This is a genomic window from Paenibacillus eucommiae (assembly GCF_017874215.1).
In the GTDB taxonomy this organism is placed as follows: Bacteria; Bacillota; Bacilli; order Paenibacillales; family NBRC-103111; genus Paenibacillus_AI; species Paenibacillus_AI eucommiae.
The window spans coordinates 189,907-207,092 of record NZ_JAGGLB010000007.1 but is presented as its reverse complement, the minus strand read 5'-3'; the positions used below and the strand labels follow the sequence as shown (position 1 = coordinate 207,092).

Annotated in this window: 15 protein-coding genes; 14 read left to right on the top strand and 1 reads right to left on the bottom strand. The window is 46.9% G+C overall.

Annotation, left to right across the window (positions count from 1 at the left end; genetic code table 11):
• Nucleotide 1: 1 nt before the first annotated feature.
• The 9 genes from J2Z66_RS12955 (at nt 2) to J2Z66_RS12915 (ending at nt 7,643) form a co-directional block, all read left to right on the top strand.
• Nucleotides 2–637 carry a bifunctional 4-hydroxy-2-oxoglutarate aldolase/2-dehydro-3-deoxy-phosphogluconate aldolase gene (locus J2Z66_RS12955; protein ID WP_209971828.1) on the top strand — a complete coding sequence of 212 codons (636 nt, stop codon included), beginning with the start codon at nt 2–4 and terminating at the stop codon, nt 635–637.
• A complete protein-coding gene (locus J2Z66_RS12950; protein WP_245375503.1) occupies nt 634–1,383 on the top strand; it encodes a creatininase family protein in 750 nt (249 codons plus the stop codon). Before J2Z66_RS12955 ends, J2Z66_RS12950 begins: the two co-directional genes overlap by 4 nt.
• A 2-nt stretch (nt 1,384–1,385) precedes the next feature.
• Nucleotides 1,386–1,655 carry an HPr family phosphocarrier protein gene (locus J2Z66_RS12945; RefSeq protein WP_245375502.1) on the top strand — a complete coding sequence of 90 codons (270 nt, stop codon included), beginning with the start codon at nt 1,386–1,388 and terminating at the stop codon, nt 1,653–1,655.
• Nucleotides 1,655–3,400 carry a phosphoenolpyruvate--protein phosphotransferase gene (gene ptsP, locus J2Z66_RS12940; RefSeq protein ID WP_209971927.1) on the top strand — a complete coding sequence of 582 codons (1,746 nt, stop codon included), beginning with the start codon at nt 1,655–1,657 and terminating at the stop codon, nt 3,398–3,400. The genes J2Z66_RS12945 and ptsP overlap by 1 nt, the downstream gene beginning before the upstream one ends.
• 558 nt (nt 3,401–3,958) lie before the next feature.
• Complete coding sequence (locus tag J2Z66_RS12935) at nt 3,959–4,921, top strand: ferredoxin family protein (protein WP_209971827.1); 963 nt, start codon at nt 3,959–3,961, stop codon at nt 4,919–4,921.
• A gap of 208 nt (nt 4,922–5,129) precedes the next feature.
• A complete protein-coding gene (locus tag J2Z66_RS12930; protein ID WP_209971826.1) occupies nt 5,130–5,783 on the top strand; it encodes a TetR/AcrR family transcriptional regulator in 654 nt (217 codons plus the stop codon).
• Entirely contained in the window at nt 5,780–6,649 is an 870-nt protein-coding gene (locus J2Z66_RS12925; RefSeq protein ID WP_209971825.1) for an alpha/beta fold hydrolase, read from the top strand. The genes J2Z66_RS12930 and J2Z66_RS12925 overlap by 4 nt, the downstream gene beginning before the upstream one ends.
• Before the next feature lie 26 nt (nt 6,650–6,675).
• Nucleotides 6,676–7,218: a hypothetical protein gene (locus tag J2Z66_RS12920; protein ID WP_245375501.1), complete on the top strand. Its 543-nt coding sequence runs from the start codon at nt 6,676–6,678 to the stop codon at nt 7,216–7,218.
• Nucleotides 7,215–7,643, top strand: coding sequence for an N-acetyltransferase (locus tag J2Z66_RS12915; protein WP_209971824.1), 429 nt, complete (start codon nt 7,215–7,217; stop codon nt 7,641–7,643). The genes J2Z66_RS12920 and J2Z66_RS12915 overlap by 4 nt, the downstream gene beginning before the upstream one ends.
• 244 nt (nt 7,644–7,887) lie before the next feature.
• On the opposite strand, the gene J2Z66_RS12910 is transcribed toward J2Z66_RS12915, so the two are convergent.
• Nucleotides 7,888–10,137, bottom strand: a complete 2,250-nt coding sequence (locus J2Z66_RS12910; RefSeq protein WP_209971823.1) for a helix-turn-helix transcriptional regulator — start codon at nt 10,135–10,137, stop codon at nt 7,888–7,890.
• A 269-nt stretch (nt 10,138–10,406) separates the two neighbouring features.
• On the opposite strand from J2Z66_RS12910, the gene J2Z66_RS12905 reads away from it, so the two are divergent.
• The 5 genes from J2Z66_RS12905 to J2Z66_RS12885 all read left to right on the top strand — a co-directional run bounded on the left by J2Z66_RS12905 (nt 10,407) and on the right by J2Z66_RS12885 (nt 17,060).
• Nucleotides 10,407–12,104 (top strand): extracellular solute-binding protein, encoded by a 1,698-nt coding sequence (locus J2Z66_RS12905; protein WP_209971822.1) that lies wholly within the window; start codon nt 10,407–10,409, stop codon nt 12,102–12,104.
• Between the two features lie 56 nt (nt 12,105–12,160).
• Nucleotides 12,161–13,057: an ABC transporter permease gene (locus tag J2Z66_RS12900; protein ID WP_209971821.1), complete on the top strand. Its 897-nt coding sequence runs from the start codon at nt 12,161–12,163 to the stop codon at nt 13,055–13,057.
• Nucleotides 13,058–13,096: 39 nt separating this feature from the next.
• Nucleotides 13,097–13,981 (top strand): carbohydrate ABC transporter permease, encoded by an 885-nt coding sequence (locus J2Z66_RS12895; protein ID WP_209971820.1) that lies wholly within the window; start codon nt 13,097–13,099, stop codon nt 13,979–13,981.
• Between the two features lie 42 nt (nt 13,982–14,023).
• The gene (locus tag J2Z66_RS12890; RefSeq protein ID WP_209971819.1) at nt 14,024–16,216 is read left to right on the top strand and encodes a hypothetical protein; all 2,193 of its coding nucleotides are present in this window, start codon (nt 14,024–14,026) and stop codon (nt 16,214–16,216) included.
• A gap of 94 nt (nt 16,217–16,310) precedes the next feature.
• A complete protein-coding gene (locus J2Z66_RS12885) occupies nt 16,311–17,060 on the top strand; it encodes a gamma-glutamyl-gamma-aminobutyrate hydrolase family protein (protein ID WP_245375500.1) in 750 nt (249 codons plus the stop codon).
• The last annotated feature ends 126 nt before the right edge of the window (nt 17,061–17,186 follow it).

Here is a 17,186-nt window from a genome sequence, read left to right as displayed (position 1 = left end):
TATGAGACAATTACAAAAAGGTTCTATGATGAGTATCGTCCGTGGCGTTGATTCCAATGAGATTGTTCCTATCGTGGCAGCGTTGATGGACGAAGGCATAGAGTGGCTGGAAGTTAGTTTGAGTGAAGAGAAGCAAGGGCTGGACAACATAAAAATATTGACTGAGACATTCGGCGACAGGCTGCGGTTAGGCGTAGGAACTGTAGTTCATAAGGAACAAGCGGACCGGGCTATTGCAGCTGGAGCCCAATATGTGATCACTCCTGGCTGGGAGCGGGAGCTGGTGCGATATGTAAAGTCCCTTGGCGTAGAGATATTCCCAGGCGTATATTCCCCGGCTGACATGATGCAGGCTGTACAAGAAGGTCTGCAAATCGTCAAGCTGTTTCCAGCTGGAAGTGCCGGGGTCGACTTTATCAAAAATTTACAAGGGCCGTTTCCGCATCTCCACATTATGGCTGTTGGGGGGATCAACCTGGGCAACATCCGCTCTTTCTATGAGGCAGGCTGCTCCTCCTTCGCCATCGGTAACGACTTGGTGCCTCGCGGTGCCACACAGCAGCAAATTCCAACCATTCGTGAGCGGGCCAAACAATACATGAACATACTTCACGAAAAAGGGTTGAACGGATCATGAATAAACTGAATGAATTGTTATATATGACAAGAGATGAGGCGGCCGAAGCCCTGCAGCACTATCCCGTAGCTGTTCTGCCTCTTGGAGCTACCGAGCAGCACGGTCATCATCTTCCTAATGGGGTGGATGTATTTCTGGCCGAAGCCTTATCACGGCGGTTATGTGAGCAGACCGGAGCGACAATGCTCCCGGCGGTTCCTTTCGGATATTCATGGGTATGGCGGGATATTCCGGGCACCGTATCTTTGCAGCAGCATCATGTCGAAGCGGTGATTAAGGATGTGGCGCATAGTGTAGCGCGTTATGGCACTAAACTGCTTGTGCTCGTTAATGGCCATGATGCCAACAATACTTCAATGAAATATGCAGCACGCGAGCTGGAGGACGAATTGGATATGCAGGTTATTTATTTGTTTTATCCTAATCTGTCCGCCATCATTGAGAAGTATTGCGATTCAGGCATGTGGCACGGCATGATTCACGCCTGTGAATTTGAAACGTCACTGATGCTGGCGGTCAAGCCGGAATGCGTCCAGATGGACAAGGCGGTTCGTGAATATCCGGAAAAACCGAATTTGTATGGAAAGTCGACCCTGTCTCTCGGTGATTTAAGCCAAAGTGGTGTGTATGGCGATGCGACGTTGGCTTCCAAGGAAAAAGGAGAGCTTATGCTCCGGCTTTTTGTAGAGGAAATGACTCAATTGGTGGAAGAAGCTTACCGGCAAACAATCAGCAGAGAGAGGTGAACATGATGATTCGTCAAACAGTAACAGTTTTATTTGAAGAAGGCATGCATATCAGACCGGCGAATGATTTAGTGCAGATTACGGCTCAATTCCAGAGCGACATTCAATTTGAACGGGACGACGAAACAGCAGATGGCAAAAGTGTGATGGAAATTATGATGCTGGGTGCGGAGCAGGGGCATGAGCTTCAGGTGACGGTTGAAGGGGAAGATGAGCAGGCGGCGATGGATGCGGTCACGGCCTTTTTCAATGGGAAGGACGGACAGTCGTGATGGTGGAGACAGGCTCGGTTCGCCTGCAGGGCATTGGGGCATCGGAGGGCATTGCCATCGCATCAGTCTCGATCCAAACAAAGGACGAGCTCACTGTGCCGCAGCGGAAAATCGAGGATGTGGAAGCCGAAAACAAGCGCTTGGACAAGGCGATCGCCGAATCCCATGCTGATTTGCAGGCAATCCACACCGAAGCAAGCAAAAGACTTGGACCTGAGGAAGCAAAAATTTTCGAAGGGCATATGGCACTGCTGCAGGATCCTTCCCTGAGAAAAAAGGTAGTACAGCTTATCGAGCGTGAGCGGGTAAATGTTGAATACGCATTGGAGCAGCATTTCGACATCATTATCACCAAGTTCGAAAATATGAAAAATGAGTACATGCGGGAACGTGCAGCGGACGTACGTGATGTGAAGGAACGGTTATTGAAAAAAATGCTTGGCATCGCAGAGACGTCATTCTTGCAGCAAGCTCAAAAAGCTCCATGCATTCTCGTTGCCCACGATTTGACACCAGCAGATACTTCAAGTCTTACCGCGGGTAGCACAGCCGGGTTTGCGACTGAAATCGGCGGCAAGACCTCACATACGGCTATTATCGCCAGGTCATTAGATATCCCGTCAGTCGTCGGGGTAACCGGTCTAACCAAGGTGGTGAATCCGGGAGATATGATCATTGTCGACGGCATAGACGGTATGGTAATCGTTCGGCCTACTGAGGAAGAAACGATAGAATATGAGCGCAGGCGAGAACAGTTTTTGGCTGACAAAGCTGCATTTCATGCGCTGATCCATGAACCAAGCATAACCAAAGACGGTAGGAAGATCGAAATCGCTGCTAACATCGGGTCTCCTGCAGAGGCGGAAGGTGCTTTGGGTGTTGGTGCGGAAGGAATCGGTTTGTTCCGTACTGAATTTTTATATATGAACCGCAGCTCGCTGCCTGATGAGGAAGAGCAGTTCAAGGCCTACAGGGAAGCAGCCGAACGAATGTCGCCTAAACCGGTCATCATCCGGACTCTGGATATTGGCGGAGACAAATCACTGCCTTACCTGCCGATGGATCCGGAAATGAATCCATTTCTCGGTCATCGTGCGATCCGGCTTTGCTTGGACCGGCAAGATTTGTTTCGTCCCCAAATCCGGGCGATTATGCGGGCCAGCGCGTATGGCAGCGTTCATATGATGTTTCCGATGATCGCTTCAGTTACCGAACTGAGGGAAGCAAAGGCTCTGGTTGAAGAGGAGAAAGCCAAGCTGCAAGCGGAAGGGATTCAGTTCGCAGCACATATTCCCATCGGCATCATGGTTGAAATCCCGTCTTCTGCTTTGATCGCGGATCAGCTGGCCAAAGAAGCCGATTTTTTCTCGATTGGCACTAACGATCTGATTCAATATACGCTTGCTTGCGACCGTATGAATGAGAAAATCTCACATTTGTATCAGCCGTTCCACCCCGCGGTGCTCAGGCTGATTCAAATGACCGCGGACGCAGCACACCGCGCCAACAAATGGGTCGGTGTATGCGGGGAGATGGCTGGAGATGCGCAAGCGATCCCGCTGCTTGTCGGCCTTGGCATCGATGAACTAAGCATGAGTGCATCCTCTGTGCTCAAGGCAAGACATCTGGTTCGCGGCATGGATTATGCAAAGCTGCGGGAAATCGCCCAGCAGGCGCTGGGGCTGGATACACAGGAAGAGGTACTACGCTTGCTGGAGAAGTCGCAGGACGCAGACAATAATTAGGCTGGCGATAGCATTTGTATAGGGAATGGATTTCAAGGAAAACAGAGCTGGAGCATACTAGAATAAGAGTTGCCCCTTAAGTCGTAATGACGGGGGGCAGCTTTTTTTTATGGTTTTATAATTTATTGCTGTAAAGCTGTAAGGTGTTGTTGTGTTAATACATTAAAATCGGGGAATCTGTAAGGGATTCTAGATTTTCATTATCATCACTATCCCTTTCACTCAGGGAGGCCGGCTCACGTTTGATCGGGCCAAATCGAAGCTGCTTAGAAGAGTTTGGTGCATCAATCATTTGCTTAAGGGAGCTATATGCGGCAGGGGTATCTTTTTAACGGGCTTTTGTTTACAATAATGTTTAGATTGATAGGAATTCTCATCAGCTGGGTGGCACAAATAGCAGTAAATCGTATACAAGATTGTACATAAGATCATACATAAGATCATACATAAGATTATACATAAGATCTTACGTAGCATTGTCCAAAATGCTGTGAAAAATTTATGACACAAACATGATGCAAAAATAACGCAAATACGCGAGCACTGGAGATACTTATCATGACCTCAAGCGACGCTAATACAGCTCTTAAAGATCAATATTGTGCAGTTATTTCTAGGCAAAATGAAGAAGATCCGATAGGATCCGCTAGCCCGCAAGGACAATACCTGCTAGTTGAATTGCAGCTGCCCTGGGCAGATAATTTGAGGGACTCCAAACATATCCCCGCGGGGCTGTATGAGGTGTTGAATGAATACAGCAAGAAGGGGAGCATGTTTCGCTTTCTGGCCTTCTTTTCGGAGTCGCACCGATCCCCTGATGGATTTGTCAGGGTTTTTCATATGTACAAGTCTGCTTCTTCGAGCACATTTTTTGAGAAACACGAATACATCGTTCCGCATCAAGATTTGATTGCCCTCACCGAGGCCATTCTTCAGAATGGGAGCCAATTGTCACAATTCGAGGGCTATGTGCAGCCAACTTCACAAATAAGAGATTTCTTCGTGTGTACACACGGAAGTCATGACCTATGCTGCGGCAAGTTTGGATACCCGATCTACAAGGAATTGGATGAGAAGTACACGTCAGAGGGGCAAGTCAGAGCTTGGAGAGTCAGTCATTTTGGGGGGCATCGGCATGCACCGACCTTGATTGATTTTCCGGAAGGGCGCTGCTGGGCGCAATTGACTTCTGCTGCACTTGATAATCTGGTCCACAGAAGCGGGACGTTCTCTGAAATGAGCCGCAACTACCGCGGCTTGGGGGGAATAGGAGCTTTCGAACAAGTAGCAGAACGTGAGCTTTTTATCCAAAAAGGATGGGACTGGATTCATTATGACAAGGTTGCTAGCCATGACCTCAAGGACGAAAGCACGGCTGTTGTCAAAATCGATTACGTTTCTCCGGATCAAAAGGATAGGGGGACGTATGAAGCTGAGGTTTACGTTAAGGGTACTGTGATTTCGGGTGGCTGCGGCAGTGACGCGAGAGAAGCCCAGCAGTATGGAATCCGTCCTGTCTAGATGAGTGTGGGGCTGCACACCATACTCACTTGTCCATTCCCATATCCCATGTGCATGCCGCGTATAACAGACTGCCTGGTTGTCATTGACAACTAGGCATAGTTCAGTTAAATTATGAATGAACGTTCATTCATAAACATCTCATTCATTCTTTCAATCAATATATTAGTTAATCAATTCACTCATTCATTCAATGGAGGCATGTATTATGACTCAGCAAAATAAAGCAAGCAAAGAAAGCAAAGAGCTGGAGAAAAGGTTCAATGAAGGTTTTGAGGAAATGGTTCCGGACCAGGGAGCGAGACAAATCATCCTGCATGCGACAGAGGTTTTTGCCAAAAAAGGGCTTGTCGGAACAAAGATCAAAGATATAGCAGCCAAGGCGGGTTTTAGCCAAGGGTATATTTATAATTATTTTAAATCCAAGGATGATATTTTCACGAAAATTGTTGAACTGGCAGCAGAAGGCGCCGGAAATTCAGTTAAATATGCAGCCGAGCTTCAGGGAACTCCATATGAGAGAATATATTGGCTTACAGAAGCTTTCTTGTCACCTGAGAGTATAGCGATGCAGCACTGGAGATTGATTATGCTTCAAGCGACAACTTCGGAGGCTATACCTGAGGAAGCAAAACGAATATCCAAGGAGCTGGCGAGAAAGCCTTTTGAGTATTTTATACCGATGTTAATAGAAGGGCAGCAAGCGGGTGAAATCGTGCAAGGTGACCCGATGATGCTGGCCATCACTTATTTTTCATTTATCCAAGGGCTTGGAATCACAAGGATGCAAAACGGAAAGCATATTCCTTTCCCGCCGGTGGAAATCGTGCTGCGCTTTTTACGGGAAGAGGAGGGACGATGAAAAGGTTTAAAAAGGAAGAGGGAAAGCAGCTTATCTATCAATCCTATGAGAGGCTTGTCGCAGCATGGGGCGAAAGCGTTGAGGAATTGGATATTGAAACCAGGTATGGGCGAACCCATGTGATTGTTGCGGGCAGACGCGAGTGCCCTCCTTTGCTGCTTTTTCACGGCGTTGGCGATAACTCGGCTCTAATGTGGATTTATAATATTCAGGAGCTGGCCAGGCATTTTTGGGTAATTGCTGTCGATACGATGGGGGGACCTGGGAAAAGCGAGCCTAATGAGCAGTATATGAAAAATTTCGAGCAATCTTTGTGGATGGATGACATCTTGGAATCGCTGGATATAAACAGTAAAATTCATCTGGCAGGAGTATCGAACGGCTCCTATTTGGCATGTCATTACACGATAAAAAGGCCGGACAGGGTCAATAAAATCGTCAGTATGGCCGGTGGAATTACTTTGAATATGCTTAGAATGCTCATGATTTTTATGCCGGAGGCTTTATTTCCCAGTGAAAAAAATACAGCAAGGCTGCTAAAGAAGCTAACCGCGCCTGGCTCTGATGTGTTTCAGAAAAATAGGGAGCTCATGCTGCACTGGAATTATCTGCTGAAATATTTTAATAACAGGTCCATGATGCATCATACATATAGGAAGTTCACCCATGAGGAAATAGGTATATTAAAAGAAAAAGCCTTATTTCTAATTGGCCAATATGACCAGCTCAGCCATTATCCGAAGTCTATTCAAAATTTGGAAAAACATCAAATCTACTATAAAATAATAGAGAACGCCGGACATGGCATTAACCATGAGCAGCCTGAGGTCATCAATGAGGAGATCGTTCGTTTTCTTCAAGCCTGAGGTTGAACAATACTGGAGGAGAAGCAATGATGAATATTCCTACTGAGAAAGAGTTAGCCTTCTTGTTTGAAGGTGATCAGCTGCAGTTGAATGCGTTTATATTGGAGCATAATGCTCACTTGGCATCGAATGGCTTGGAAGAAGATGATTTAGCCGAGCTGGCGGATGATTCGCTTGAAGAGCAGATTCGCCAAATATTTGATTATGTATACGGGGTAGTTGTCGATTGGAGAGAGTACGATGATCAAATTGTTAGCCAATTCGGCGAGCGCATACCTGAGGAAGTTGAAGTGGAGTGCACGGATGAAGGATTGACGGTCACTTATGATCATACAGTTTATCCGGTTAAGCTGAGTTTTTCTCCAAAGGACCGCTACATTACAATCAGAGCTTTCAAGGAAATTATTAAGGATAAATACGAGATGCGCCTTTTTGAATATTCATATTTGTCGGATACCCATGATTTCTTACTGCTGCCAAACGAGACTTGGGTGAAGCTTGAGGAGAAATATGGCTCAAAAGTTGCTGATATTTTCAGGGTCATTGATGACAAGTTGGACTTTCCATGAACATAAGGGCTTGCAATTCTAATGATATGGATCAGTTAGTAGACATTTGGCTGGAAGGCTCGAAGCGTGCCCATGATTTTATAGACAGTGAGTATTGGGAAGCGAATAAAAATGAGATGAAAATCAATTACATCCCAAACTCAGAAACGTATCTGTCCGAAGCAAACCAGCAAATAACAGGCTTCGTTTCCATGGTGGACGACTATTTGGCCGCACTGTTTGTAGATCCCGGTCAGCAAAGCAAGGGATATGGGAAAGCGCTGCTCGATTACATCAAGCAAAAGCGGGATAATATTCAATTAAAGGTATACGAGCAAAATGCCCAAGCGGTCCGCTTTTATTTAAAAAATGATTTTAAGATTGTTGAAGAGGCTCTAGATGAACAGACGCAAGCCAAAGAATATGTAATGGCGTGGACCAAGTAAGCCAGACCCAGGAGGAGGAAAGCCTGGCTCACTGTCCGTTTGAGACTTTTTTATGTGTGTTCTATGCTTGGCAGCTGAAAGAGGGAGCTTGCTATGGGGTGGAAAGCGGCAGCGTCCGCCTTTAAAGATGTGTTCTTACCGTCAAATCCATTCAAGGGAACACATCTTTAACAGCGGTGGAACCCATAGCAAGCTCCCTCCACATGCACCTACGTCTTGAACACGCTCCTCAAAAGACACCGAGCTAGGCATCCTTCTCCTTGATTGTATGCATCCTTTTGTATTCACCAGGAGGGGTCCCGGTAATTTTCTTGAACATGCGGATGAAGGAATTCGTATTGAGATAGCCGACTTTTTCGGAGATTTCCTGGATTCGCAGGTCGCTATGAATAAGCATCTCTTTGGCTTTCTGAATACGAAGCTCGGATAAATAATCGGAGAAGTTCATGCCGGTTTTGTCTTTGAAATATTTAGAAAAGTAATTGGCGGACATGTTGGCTTTCTCGGCCATCATTTCCAAAGAAATATCCTCATTATAGTGGGCATGAATAAACTCGGTCAGGAATTTTTTGACGGGTTCGGTCCCTTCGCGTTTCTCCACAATCATTTGCACGGCCTCAGACAGAAACCATTCGAACAATTCCGAATAATGCTGCAAAGAGGTGCATTCCTTGATGCGCTGATAAGGGGTATCCGTGGTGAAGACCAGGCTGATATCCAAGTTGAGCGAGATCATTGTTTTCAGCACCTTGGCGACCACATCTTTGGCGAAATCCGTAAACTGGCTGACACTGGCCTCTTTTTTCTCCATTTTGCCCAGTATTCGCACGACCATCTCCATAACAATGAGCCCGTTGCCTGCCTGTAAATTAGCCAGAAACTCCTTCTCTTGCGCTGCTGAAAATCCGCAATCCGCAGGCTCTAGGTTCATTTCTGTAATAATTTGGGTCTCACTATTCAGCTTTCGACTGCCCGCCATCTCCAGAGCCTGCTGATAGGAAGCGGTAAATTCGGCTGGATGCCTCAGCGTCGGCTGAACGGCTACCGTCAAGGAAAAGTAGTCCCGATCCTGGTCGAATACACGCTTCAGCCGGTGCAGCGTATCGATCAGCCCGCCGGCTTCCTTCTCGGTAAAAATTAACGATAATATTTGATCATGCTCCACCTGGAACGTGATCGTGTCCGCATAGCTGTCGGATAACGCGATGCTGATAAATTCTCTGAGAAAATAAGTGGCGCGCTCCTGCTCCGCGGGTATAAGCTGGCGGAATTGCCGGGTGATCGTCAGCTGGAAAAGAATAAAGTAGTGAGGTTTATTGGGTTCTTCTCCGTCATGAAGATTACTGTAAATGTTTTTCAGCTTGTTCAAATAGCCCAGATGCCTGAGCTGCGATTTCTTTTGATCCAGATCGACTTGAATTTCCTGATTCGTCTGCATAATATGGTGGATCTGGTTATAAATAAAGTTGTACTCGTCAATTTTGGTCTGCAGCGGCAGATGGGGATTGTAGCGCTGCACAGCATGCTTCATTTGCTGAATGGGATGATTAAATTTGACACTCAGGATGATGGAGATGAGAATACTTAAAGAGACGGCCACCACCAATAAAGTAAGCAGAATCATATTCAGGCGGGATACCTGGGCAGCGATGTTGCCTTTGGGAATGACAGTTACATAGGTAAGGCCGGTCATCGTCCCTTTTTTGTAAAAGTAATATAGCTCGTCATGCTGGGCATAAACTTCCCGGTCTTCGGCTTGCGCAACAGCAATGGCTGGCAAAGGCTCTGCCGTTGATCCGAACAACTGCTGGCCGGTGCTGTCTATAATGTAGAATTTGCTCTGATTGGAGTTCCGGAAGGCTTGGTGCAGCTTGACAGGATTAAGCAGGACAGCGATATAATACTGATTATAAATATCATTTTTAAAAATAATAGGAAGTAAGGAACCGAAACGTCTGTTCCCTGATTTTTCCTTGAAATCGGACTGCTTGAACATTCTCATCGGGTAAGCTTCATACAGCTGGTCGCGCCAAAACTCCACATCATAATCCGTGCTGACATAATTATTGGAAAAAAATTGATCGGTACTGCTCGGACCATTTTTTTCGAGTACAAAGGCATTTTTGTTAAATTGAAAAATGATATTATCTACATACAATAGATCGTTATCTGTAATTTTCCTGATTTCTTCCATAACCTGCTTCACCGGATCAAATAAATGGCCACTGCCCAGCTCGTTAAGTAGAATAACCCGTTCATCAAAGTACAGCCGGATCACCGCGGCCTGAATAATGCGGATATGATTCTCATACCGTTCCACGGTATTGGACAGGTTTTGCTGATTATTATCGATAATCTCCTGCTGGATGTTGCTCTTAAAGAAGGAGTACGAAAAGAAGTTGAAGGAGAGCAGCAGCACAATAATGCTTAAAAAGCCGGCAAGTAATTTATTGAACAGGGAGTTTCGTTGAAGTGAAAAAGGTAACGGTTTCAAAATAGCTTCCTCCGAGTGCTTTTATGGCAAATAGGCAAAATGTATGGTTATTATAGCACAGCAGAGATTGGACTGTCTGTATAGGGCAGATATGCAATTACTACGAAGATATTCTCATTTAGCGATTCTTCAAAGCTGCGTGTTTTCTGTGAATTTGCAGCTTTTGGAGGCGGTGGGAGGCGGGTAAGATAAAGGCATGCCGCAGCATACAGCCCTTAGGTGGCTGAAGTCAGCAGCAAAAAAATAGCATTGGGGAGCGTGTGAACAGAATGAAGCGAATGGGTGGTCTTGTATTAAGCATCATCATATTATTGGCAGTAGTACTTGCAGGCTGCGGTACAGGTAAGGAGAAGTCGGCTGGTGAAACGGCTAGTCCATCGGCATCTGAGGCTGAAACAAGTCAGCCCAAGGATACGCCAGACTCAGGAAAAGGGGATGGAGACGGGGTTTACGATCCGCCTATTGAGGTCACAACGGGGAAATACATTTACGGCTTTCCCATCTATGGAGAAGGCGAAGACATGAATAACAATTCCTGGACTCAATATTTGAAGGAGAACCTGGGAATTCAAGTGAAAACATTATGGGAAGTGCCGATGGACGATCTCGAGCAGAAAACGAACCTAATGATCGCTTCACGCGACCTTCCCGATTTTTTTCTTGTGACAGATGCCCAACTGGCCCAACTCAATAAAGCAGGCATGATTGAGGATCTGACCGATGTGTATAGAGAGCATGCTCCAGATAATGTAAGGCTTTTCATCGAGCAGGCGGGCCAGGAGGTTATGGATGCAGCGACATTCAACGGCAAGCTGATGGCGCTCCCCTTTACGGGAGTTTCTAAAGAAAATGCGCCTATGGTTTGGGTACGGGAAGATTGGATGAAAAAGCTGAACCTGCCTGAGCCTAAAACGATGGATGATTTGCTTGCTATTTCTGAAGCGTTTACCACACAGGATCCTGACGATAACGGAAAGAATGATACATTTGGTCTTGGTGTGGATATGAATCTGGAGTATGTGAGCGGTTTTATGAACGGGTTTCACGCTTACCGGGACATTTGGGTTCAGGATCAGAACGGAGGTCTCGTGTACGGCAGCATTCAGCCGGAAATGAAAACCGTCCTTGGCAAGCTGCAGGATATGTATAAAACCGGACAAATCGATAAAGAATTCGGTGTCAAAAATACAGGCAAGGTAAATGAAAGCATTAGCAACAATAAGATAGGCATGTACTATAACACGCTTCCTGCCGGGATTGGCCTGTCGTTGTCGCAGGATCCTGAGAAGGAGAACACCAGGTGGATTCCTTACCCCGCGCCTTCAATCGATGCTAGTCCAACACTGTTGCAGCATGATAGAAATACGTTTCACGGATTTTGGGTAGTCAAAAAAGGAGTCAAGCATCCGGAAGCGATGTTGAAGCTGGCGGATGCATGGATCAAATTGTTCTATCTCAACATGTCCGACGATATATTCAAAAAGTATAACTTTGGCGACGACGTTTCTCACTGGATGAATGCGCCGATCAAAATGTTTAAATCTTACAAGAATGCGGAGATCTCTGTCCACTTGGAGCCGCTGCTCAAGAGCGACACCAAAGCAACTGCAGCCCAACTGGCTGAGCTAATCCCGGAAGAGCGGGATGAATACGATAAAATTCTTAAATATAGGAACGGTGATTTCAGCCAGTGGGGATGGGCCTCTCGGAGCGACATCGGGGGTTCAGGAAGCATTGTAATGGGTTATGTGAAAAACAATCAGTTTAAGCCTAACCAATTTTTGGGCTCTTCGACACCGGCCATGGTACAGAAGAACGCGACTTTGGCCAAAATGGAGCTCGAGGTGTTTACGAAAATTATTTTAGGCGATTCGCTGGACCGCTTTGATACCTTTGTTAAAGATTGGAATAAACTGGGTGGGGATCAGATGACCAAGGAAGTGAATGACTGGTACAAGAACAAGTGAGAGAGGGGGAGGGGGAGACTGTCTCCCCTTTCCACTTCGGGCGGAGGATTTTATATATGTATAAAAATTTTAAGGCTGAGCTGCCGCTTCATCTTCTGATTTTGCCCGCCTTTGTGATCCTGGTTATTTATCAGTATGGCCCTATGGTCGGAATATTGATGGCTTTTCAGGATTATGTGCCTACGCTGGGGCTTTGGAAATCAGATTGGGTAGGCTGGGACAATTTTACTTATGTGTTTAGCTTGCCTGACACGGCCAAGGTGTTCCGTAATACCCTGGTGATCGCGCTTATGAAGATTGTACTGGGTCTTATCGTACCGATTGTAACCGCTTTGTTGCTGAACGAGGTTCGGATCAAAGTGTTTAAACGGGGCGTTCAGACACTGATTTATTTGCCCCATTTCCTGTCCTGGATTATTACGGGCGGCATATTGATTGACGTTCTGTCCCCCTCACAGGGAATTGTCAACGTGATATTGTCATCCATCGGGATTGATCCCATTTATTTTCTTGGGGACGACCGTTGGTTCCGTTATGTGCTTGTGCTGTCTAACGAGTGGAAGGAATTTGGCTTCAGCACCATCATTTATTTGGCGGCGCTAACCGGCATTAATCCAACCCTATATGAGGCATCTGTTATGGACGGGGCTAGCCGCTGGCGACAAACCTGGCATATTACCCTTCCGGGTATCCGACCGATGATTGTTCTGCTGATGACGCTTAGTCTGGGCAATGTGCTTAATGCCGGCTTCGATCAGGTATTTGTTCTATACAGTCCGCAGGTGTATGAAACCGGGGATATTATCGACACGATGGTTTACCGGATGGGGTTGTTGGAAGCTCAGTATAGCTTGGCCACCACAGTTGGTTTATTCAAGTCAGTGATCTCGCTTATTCTCATCAGCGTGTCCTACTGGCTGGCTTACCGGTTGGCTAATTACCGTATTTTCTAAAATTTTGCATCGTGGCAGGATTATGTAGGAGGGTAGCGAATGGTAGTTAAGACTGACTTTTCGAGAAAATTGTTTATCATAGCGAATTATGCGTTTTTATTGGCGATATCGCTCCTATGCTTGCTTCCTTTGATTCATATATTGGCGATTTCACTGAGTTCAAGCTCAGTGGCAGATGCGGGACTCGTTAAGCTTTGGCCAGTCAAATTCAATGTTAGTGCTTACGAATATGTATTGCAGAATAAGCAATTTCTTCATTCTCTATTTATTTCTGTAAAAAGAGTGCTGCTTGGCACATCGTTAAATATGCTGCTGACCATCATGGCCGCCTACCCATTGTCTAAAGAGGTAAGTGCCTTTAAAATGCGGACAGTCTATGTCTGGCTCTTTTTTCTTACCATACTGTTTGGTGGCGGTTTAATTCCGACCTATATGGTTGTTCAAAGCACGGGCTTGATAGATTCGATATGGGCGTTGGTGATTCCGGGCGCAGTTCCTGTATTCAGTGTCATTCTTATGCTGAATTTTTATCGGAACCTGCCGAAGGAGCTGGAGGAATCAGCTTTCATCGATGGAGCGAGCCATTATACGATTTTATGGAAAATCTTTGTTCCGCTGTCTGTTCCGGCAATCGCCACACTTACGCTTTTTTCAATTGTTAGTCATTGGAATGCCTGGTTTGACGGAATTATTTATATGAATTCATTTGATAAATATCCGCTTCAGAGCTACCTGCAGAAAGCTGTCATCCAGAAGGACCCGTCTTCCTTGTCGTCGATCGATCAGAAGCTGCTGAAGGAGATTTCGAGCAAAACCATGAGTGCCGCGCAGTTGTTCCTGGGGGCACTGCCGATTCTGCTTGTGTATCCATTCCTGCAACGGTTCTTTATAAGTGGAATTGCTTTGGGCAGTGTAAAGGGGTAGAGATTAGGCCGATTAATAGCCGGTCAATAATGGAGGTTAAATATGTTTCATAAAGTTGAACAGTCATATGATTTCAGGAAGCGCCTTACCCAAATCCACCGGGAAGGATTACGCGTCGAGTCTGCCAGGGTGTATAAAGATGAGCGGTTTGAAGTGAGTGAAAACACCAGGATTGTATTGCCGAGCGACCCGTCTGCAGTTATTTTGCGTGCAGCCAAGGACTTGCAAGAATACCTTTCTGTTTCTATGGGAATAGATGTTCAGCTGGAGCGCTCAGTCAACCTGGGGCCTCCAGGTAACCCGGGGGGTTCAAATGGTTCGGAGCCGGAGCGGCAAAACTGCATTATTCTGACGACCCGGACGCACCAGCCTGTGGATCTGCTCAACGGCAATTGTCCGCGTGGCTACCGCATCGATTGCAGTACATGCAATGCCGTGATTACAGGTTATGATGATGAAGGCGTTCTTCAGGGGGTATTCTATCTGGAAGAGTGCATGAGCATGTTCCGCAGCCCTTTCCTAGAGAGCGGAACTACATCCCGTGCCCCGCTTTTTTCACCGCGCATGGTTCATTCCGGATATGGCCAGCAGCAATACCCGGACGCTTATCTGGGTGTCATTGCACACGCCGGTTTTGATTCGATACTGGTGACCGTAAAGGATGTAGACATCACGCACGCCGGACCCCTGGATTTTAATGATATCTGCCAACGTGCTGCACAGTGGGGCTTGTCAGTCTATGCGTACAGCCACCTTGGCAGCAGTATACATCCGTCCGATCCGGGTGCTGAGGAATATTACGACCAAACATACGGCTCAATCTTTAAAGCTTGCCCTGCTTTCAAGGGGATTGTGCTGGTTGGAGAGACGTTGGACTCGTTCCCTTCAAAAGATGAACGGACGACCGGCAGGCCTTTATTTGCACCGAACCCGGACGGGTTTCAGGATAGCAAGCCGGCACCCGGCTGGTGGCCGTGCCGCGACTACCCCGAATTGGTTGGCATTATTAAAGCCAGTGTGCAGAAATTCAGGCCTGACGCGGACATTGTTTTTTGGACCTACAACTGGGGTTATGCGCCTGAGAAGGAACGCATCGAGCTAATCGACAGCCTACCTACCGACATATCCCTGCTGGCGACCTTCGAGATGTCGGAGAAGGTGCAGCGCGGTGGTATGGAGGAGTTCTGCACTGACTATACATTGATGTGTGAAGGACCCGGAAGCTACTTTCTGAGTGAGGCGAAGGCAGCAGCTCGGCGCGGGATCCGGTTGTACTCCATGACCAATACGGCCGGCTTGACGTGGGACATAGGCGTCATTCCTTATGAGCCGGTGCCGGGCCAATGGATGAAGCGTTACAAAGGTATCCTTGAGGCGCGGGAACGGTACGGGTTGTGCGGCTTGATGGAAAACCACGACTATGGTTTCTATCCTTCCTTCATCGCTGACCTTGCAAAGGCTGCCTTTACAAAAGGCGCACCGGGCATGGAGGAATCTCTGCGGATGATCGCGGCTCGCGAGTTTGGTACAGCCGGTGCGGAAGCTGCGCTGGAAGCCCTCGCATCGTACAACGAAGGCATAGCCAACTATGTCTGTACTGACGCTGACCAGTACGGACCGTTCCGGATCGGTCCGACATACCCGCTTGTTCTATTCCGTAAAGTTACAGTACCGACATCGCCCGATGCTCTTGCCGGTTTTGGCCAGGCTGCGTATATGCCGGATATGCCGTGGCTCGTCGCCGCTCAGCCGTTCCCAATTAGGCTGAAAGCGCATGTTCGGCTTCTGGAGTCTATGGAAGCTTCATTTGCCAAGGGGGCGGACATTCTGGAAAAGTCTCTTCCGTTCCTGGCGGATGACAGCTTTGCTCATGATAATGCGGTCTCACTGATGAATCTGGGTCGCTACATAGCATGCTGCACGCGGACTACAATCCATGTGAAGCTGTGGTGGCTCCAGAAGACACGCTTGATGGCTGCGGAAACACAAGAGGAATATGCAGCGGCTATAAAGGCGCTGCAGGAAATAGCAGCAGATGAGATTGCCAACACCGAAGCGGCTATACCGCTGGTGCGGGCGGACTCGCGGCTTGGTTGGGTGACATATTATGAATACATTGGTGACGAGGCACATCTGCGCTGGAAAATCCGGCAGGTGAGGGGCGTAATGGAAGACGAGCTTCCCATTTTTCTGAATAAACGAGGCAACTGCTATCCCTATACATTCCTCATATGAAAGAACGAAAATATGAATTCCGCAATCGTTTGAGGTGGTTCATAATAATTATACCTTAACAGGTAAGGGTGGGCTTGGAGCCTGATTGATATCCATGGAAATGCCAGAAGGAGTGTATGGTTTGAGGCCTATTATCGGTATTACCTCTAACATCAGTGAAGAGCGGCTGCTCACGACAGGCTTAAGCAATATCCAGGCTATTGTCAAAGGGGGCGGCGTGCCTATCGTATTGCCTAATCTGGCGGATGAATCATCGATAGAACAACTGGCAGCGTCGATCGACGGTTTATTGGTAACCGGTGGCAATGATGCTGACCCGGCTCTTTACGGCGAGGAGCCCCATCCTAACCTAGGTGAGGTTTGTCCGGAAAGGGATTACTTTGAAACGACCCTAATAGCCAAATTTTTGGAAAAGAACAAGCCCATTCTGGGCATTTGCCGGGGATGCCAGATGATTAACATCACTGCTGGTGGCGAATTGTTTCAGGACATTTATGCACAGATTGATAAACCGCTTCTGCAGCACACCCAGAAAGCACCGCGCTCTCATCCGTCCCACTTTGTGGAAGTGAAAGCAAATTCCTTACTGTATGAGGCTGTTCAATCCACTCGATTCAAAGTAAACAGCTTTCACCATCAAGCGGTAAAAAGAATAGCTGATGGGTTTGAAGTCAGTGCCTTGGCCAGTGACGGCATCATTGAGGGCTACGAAAGCAAGCTTCACCGTTTTGTTCTGGCTGTCCAGTGGCATCCTGAAAATCTGGCACAAAAAGATGATGAATTTTCATTGAAGCTGTTCCGTAGATTTATTCAAGCTTGTCAACAAGGTTCTGAAACCATTTAGATAACTGAGGCAGTAAACCTTGCAGGTATGATGCACTAGAGCGCTAGTATGAAAAGCGGCTTAATGCGAGCATAACGTGAGCATAACAAATAATCTTTTGGAAAGTTTGAGAGTCTGCCAATAGGC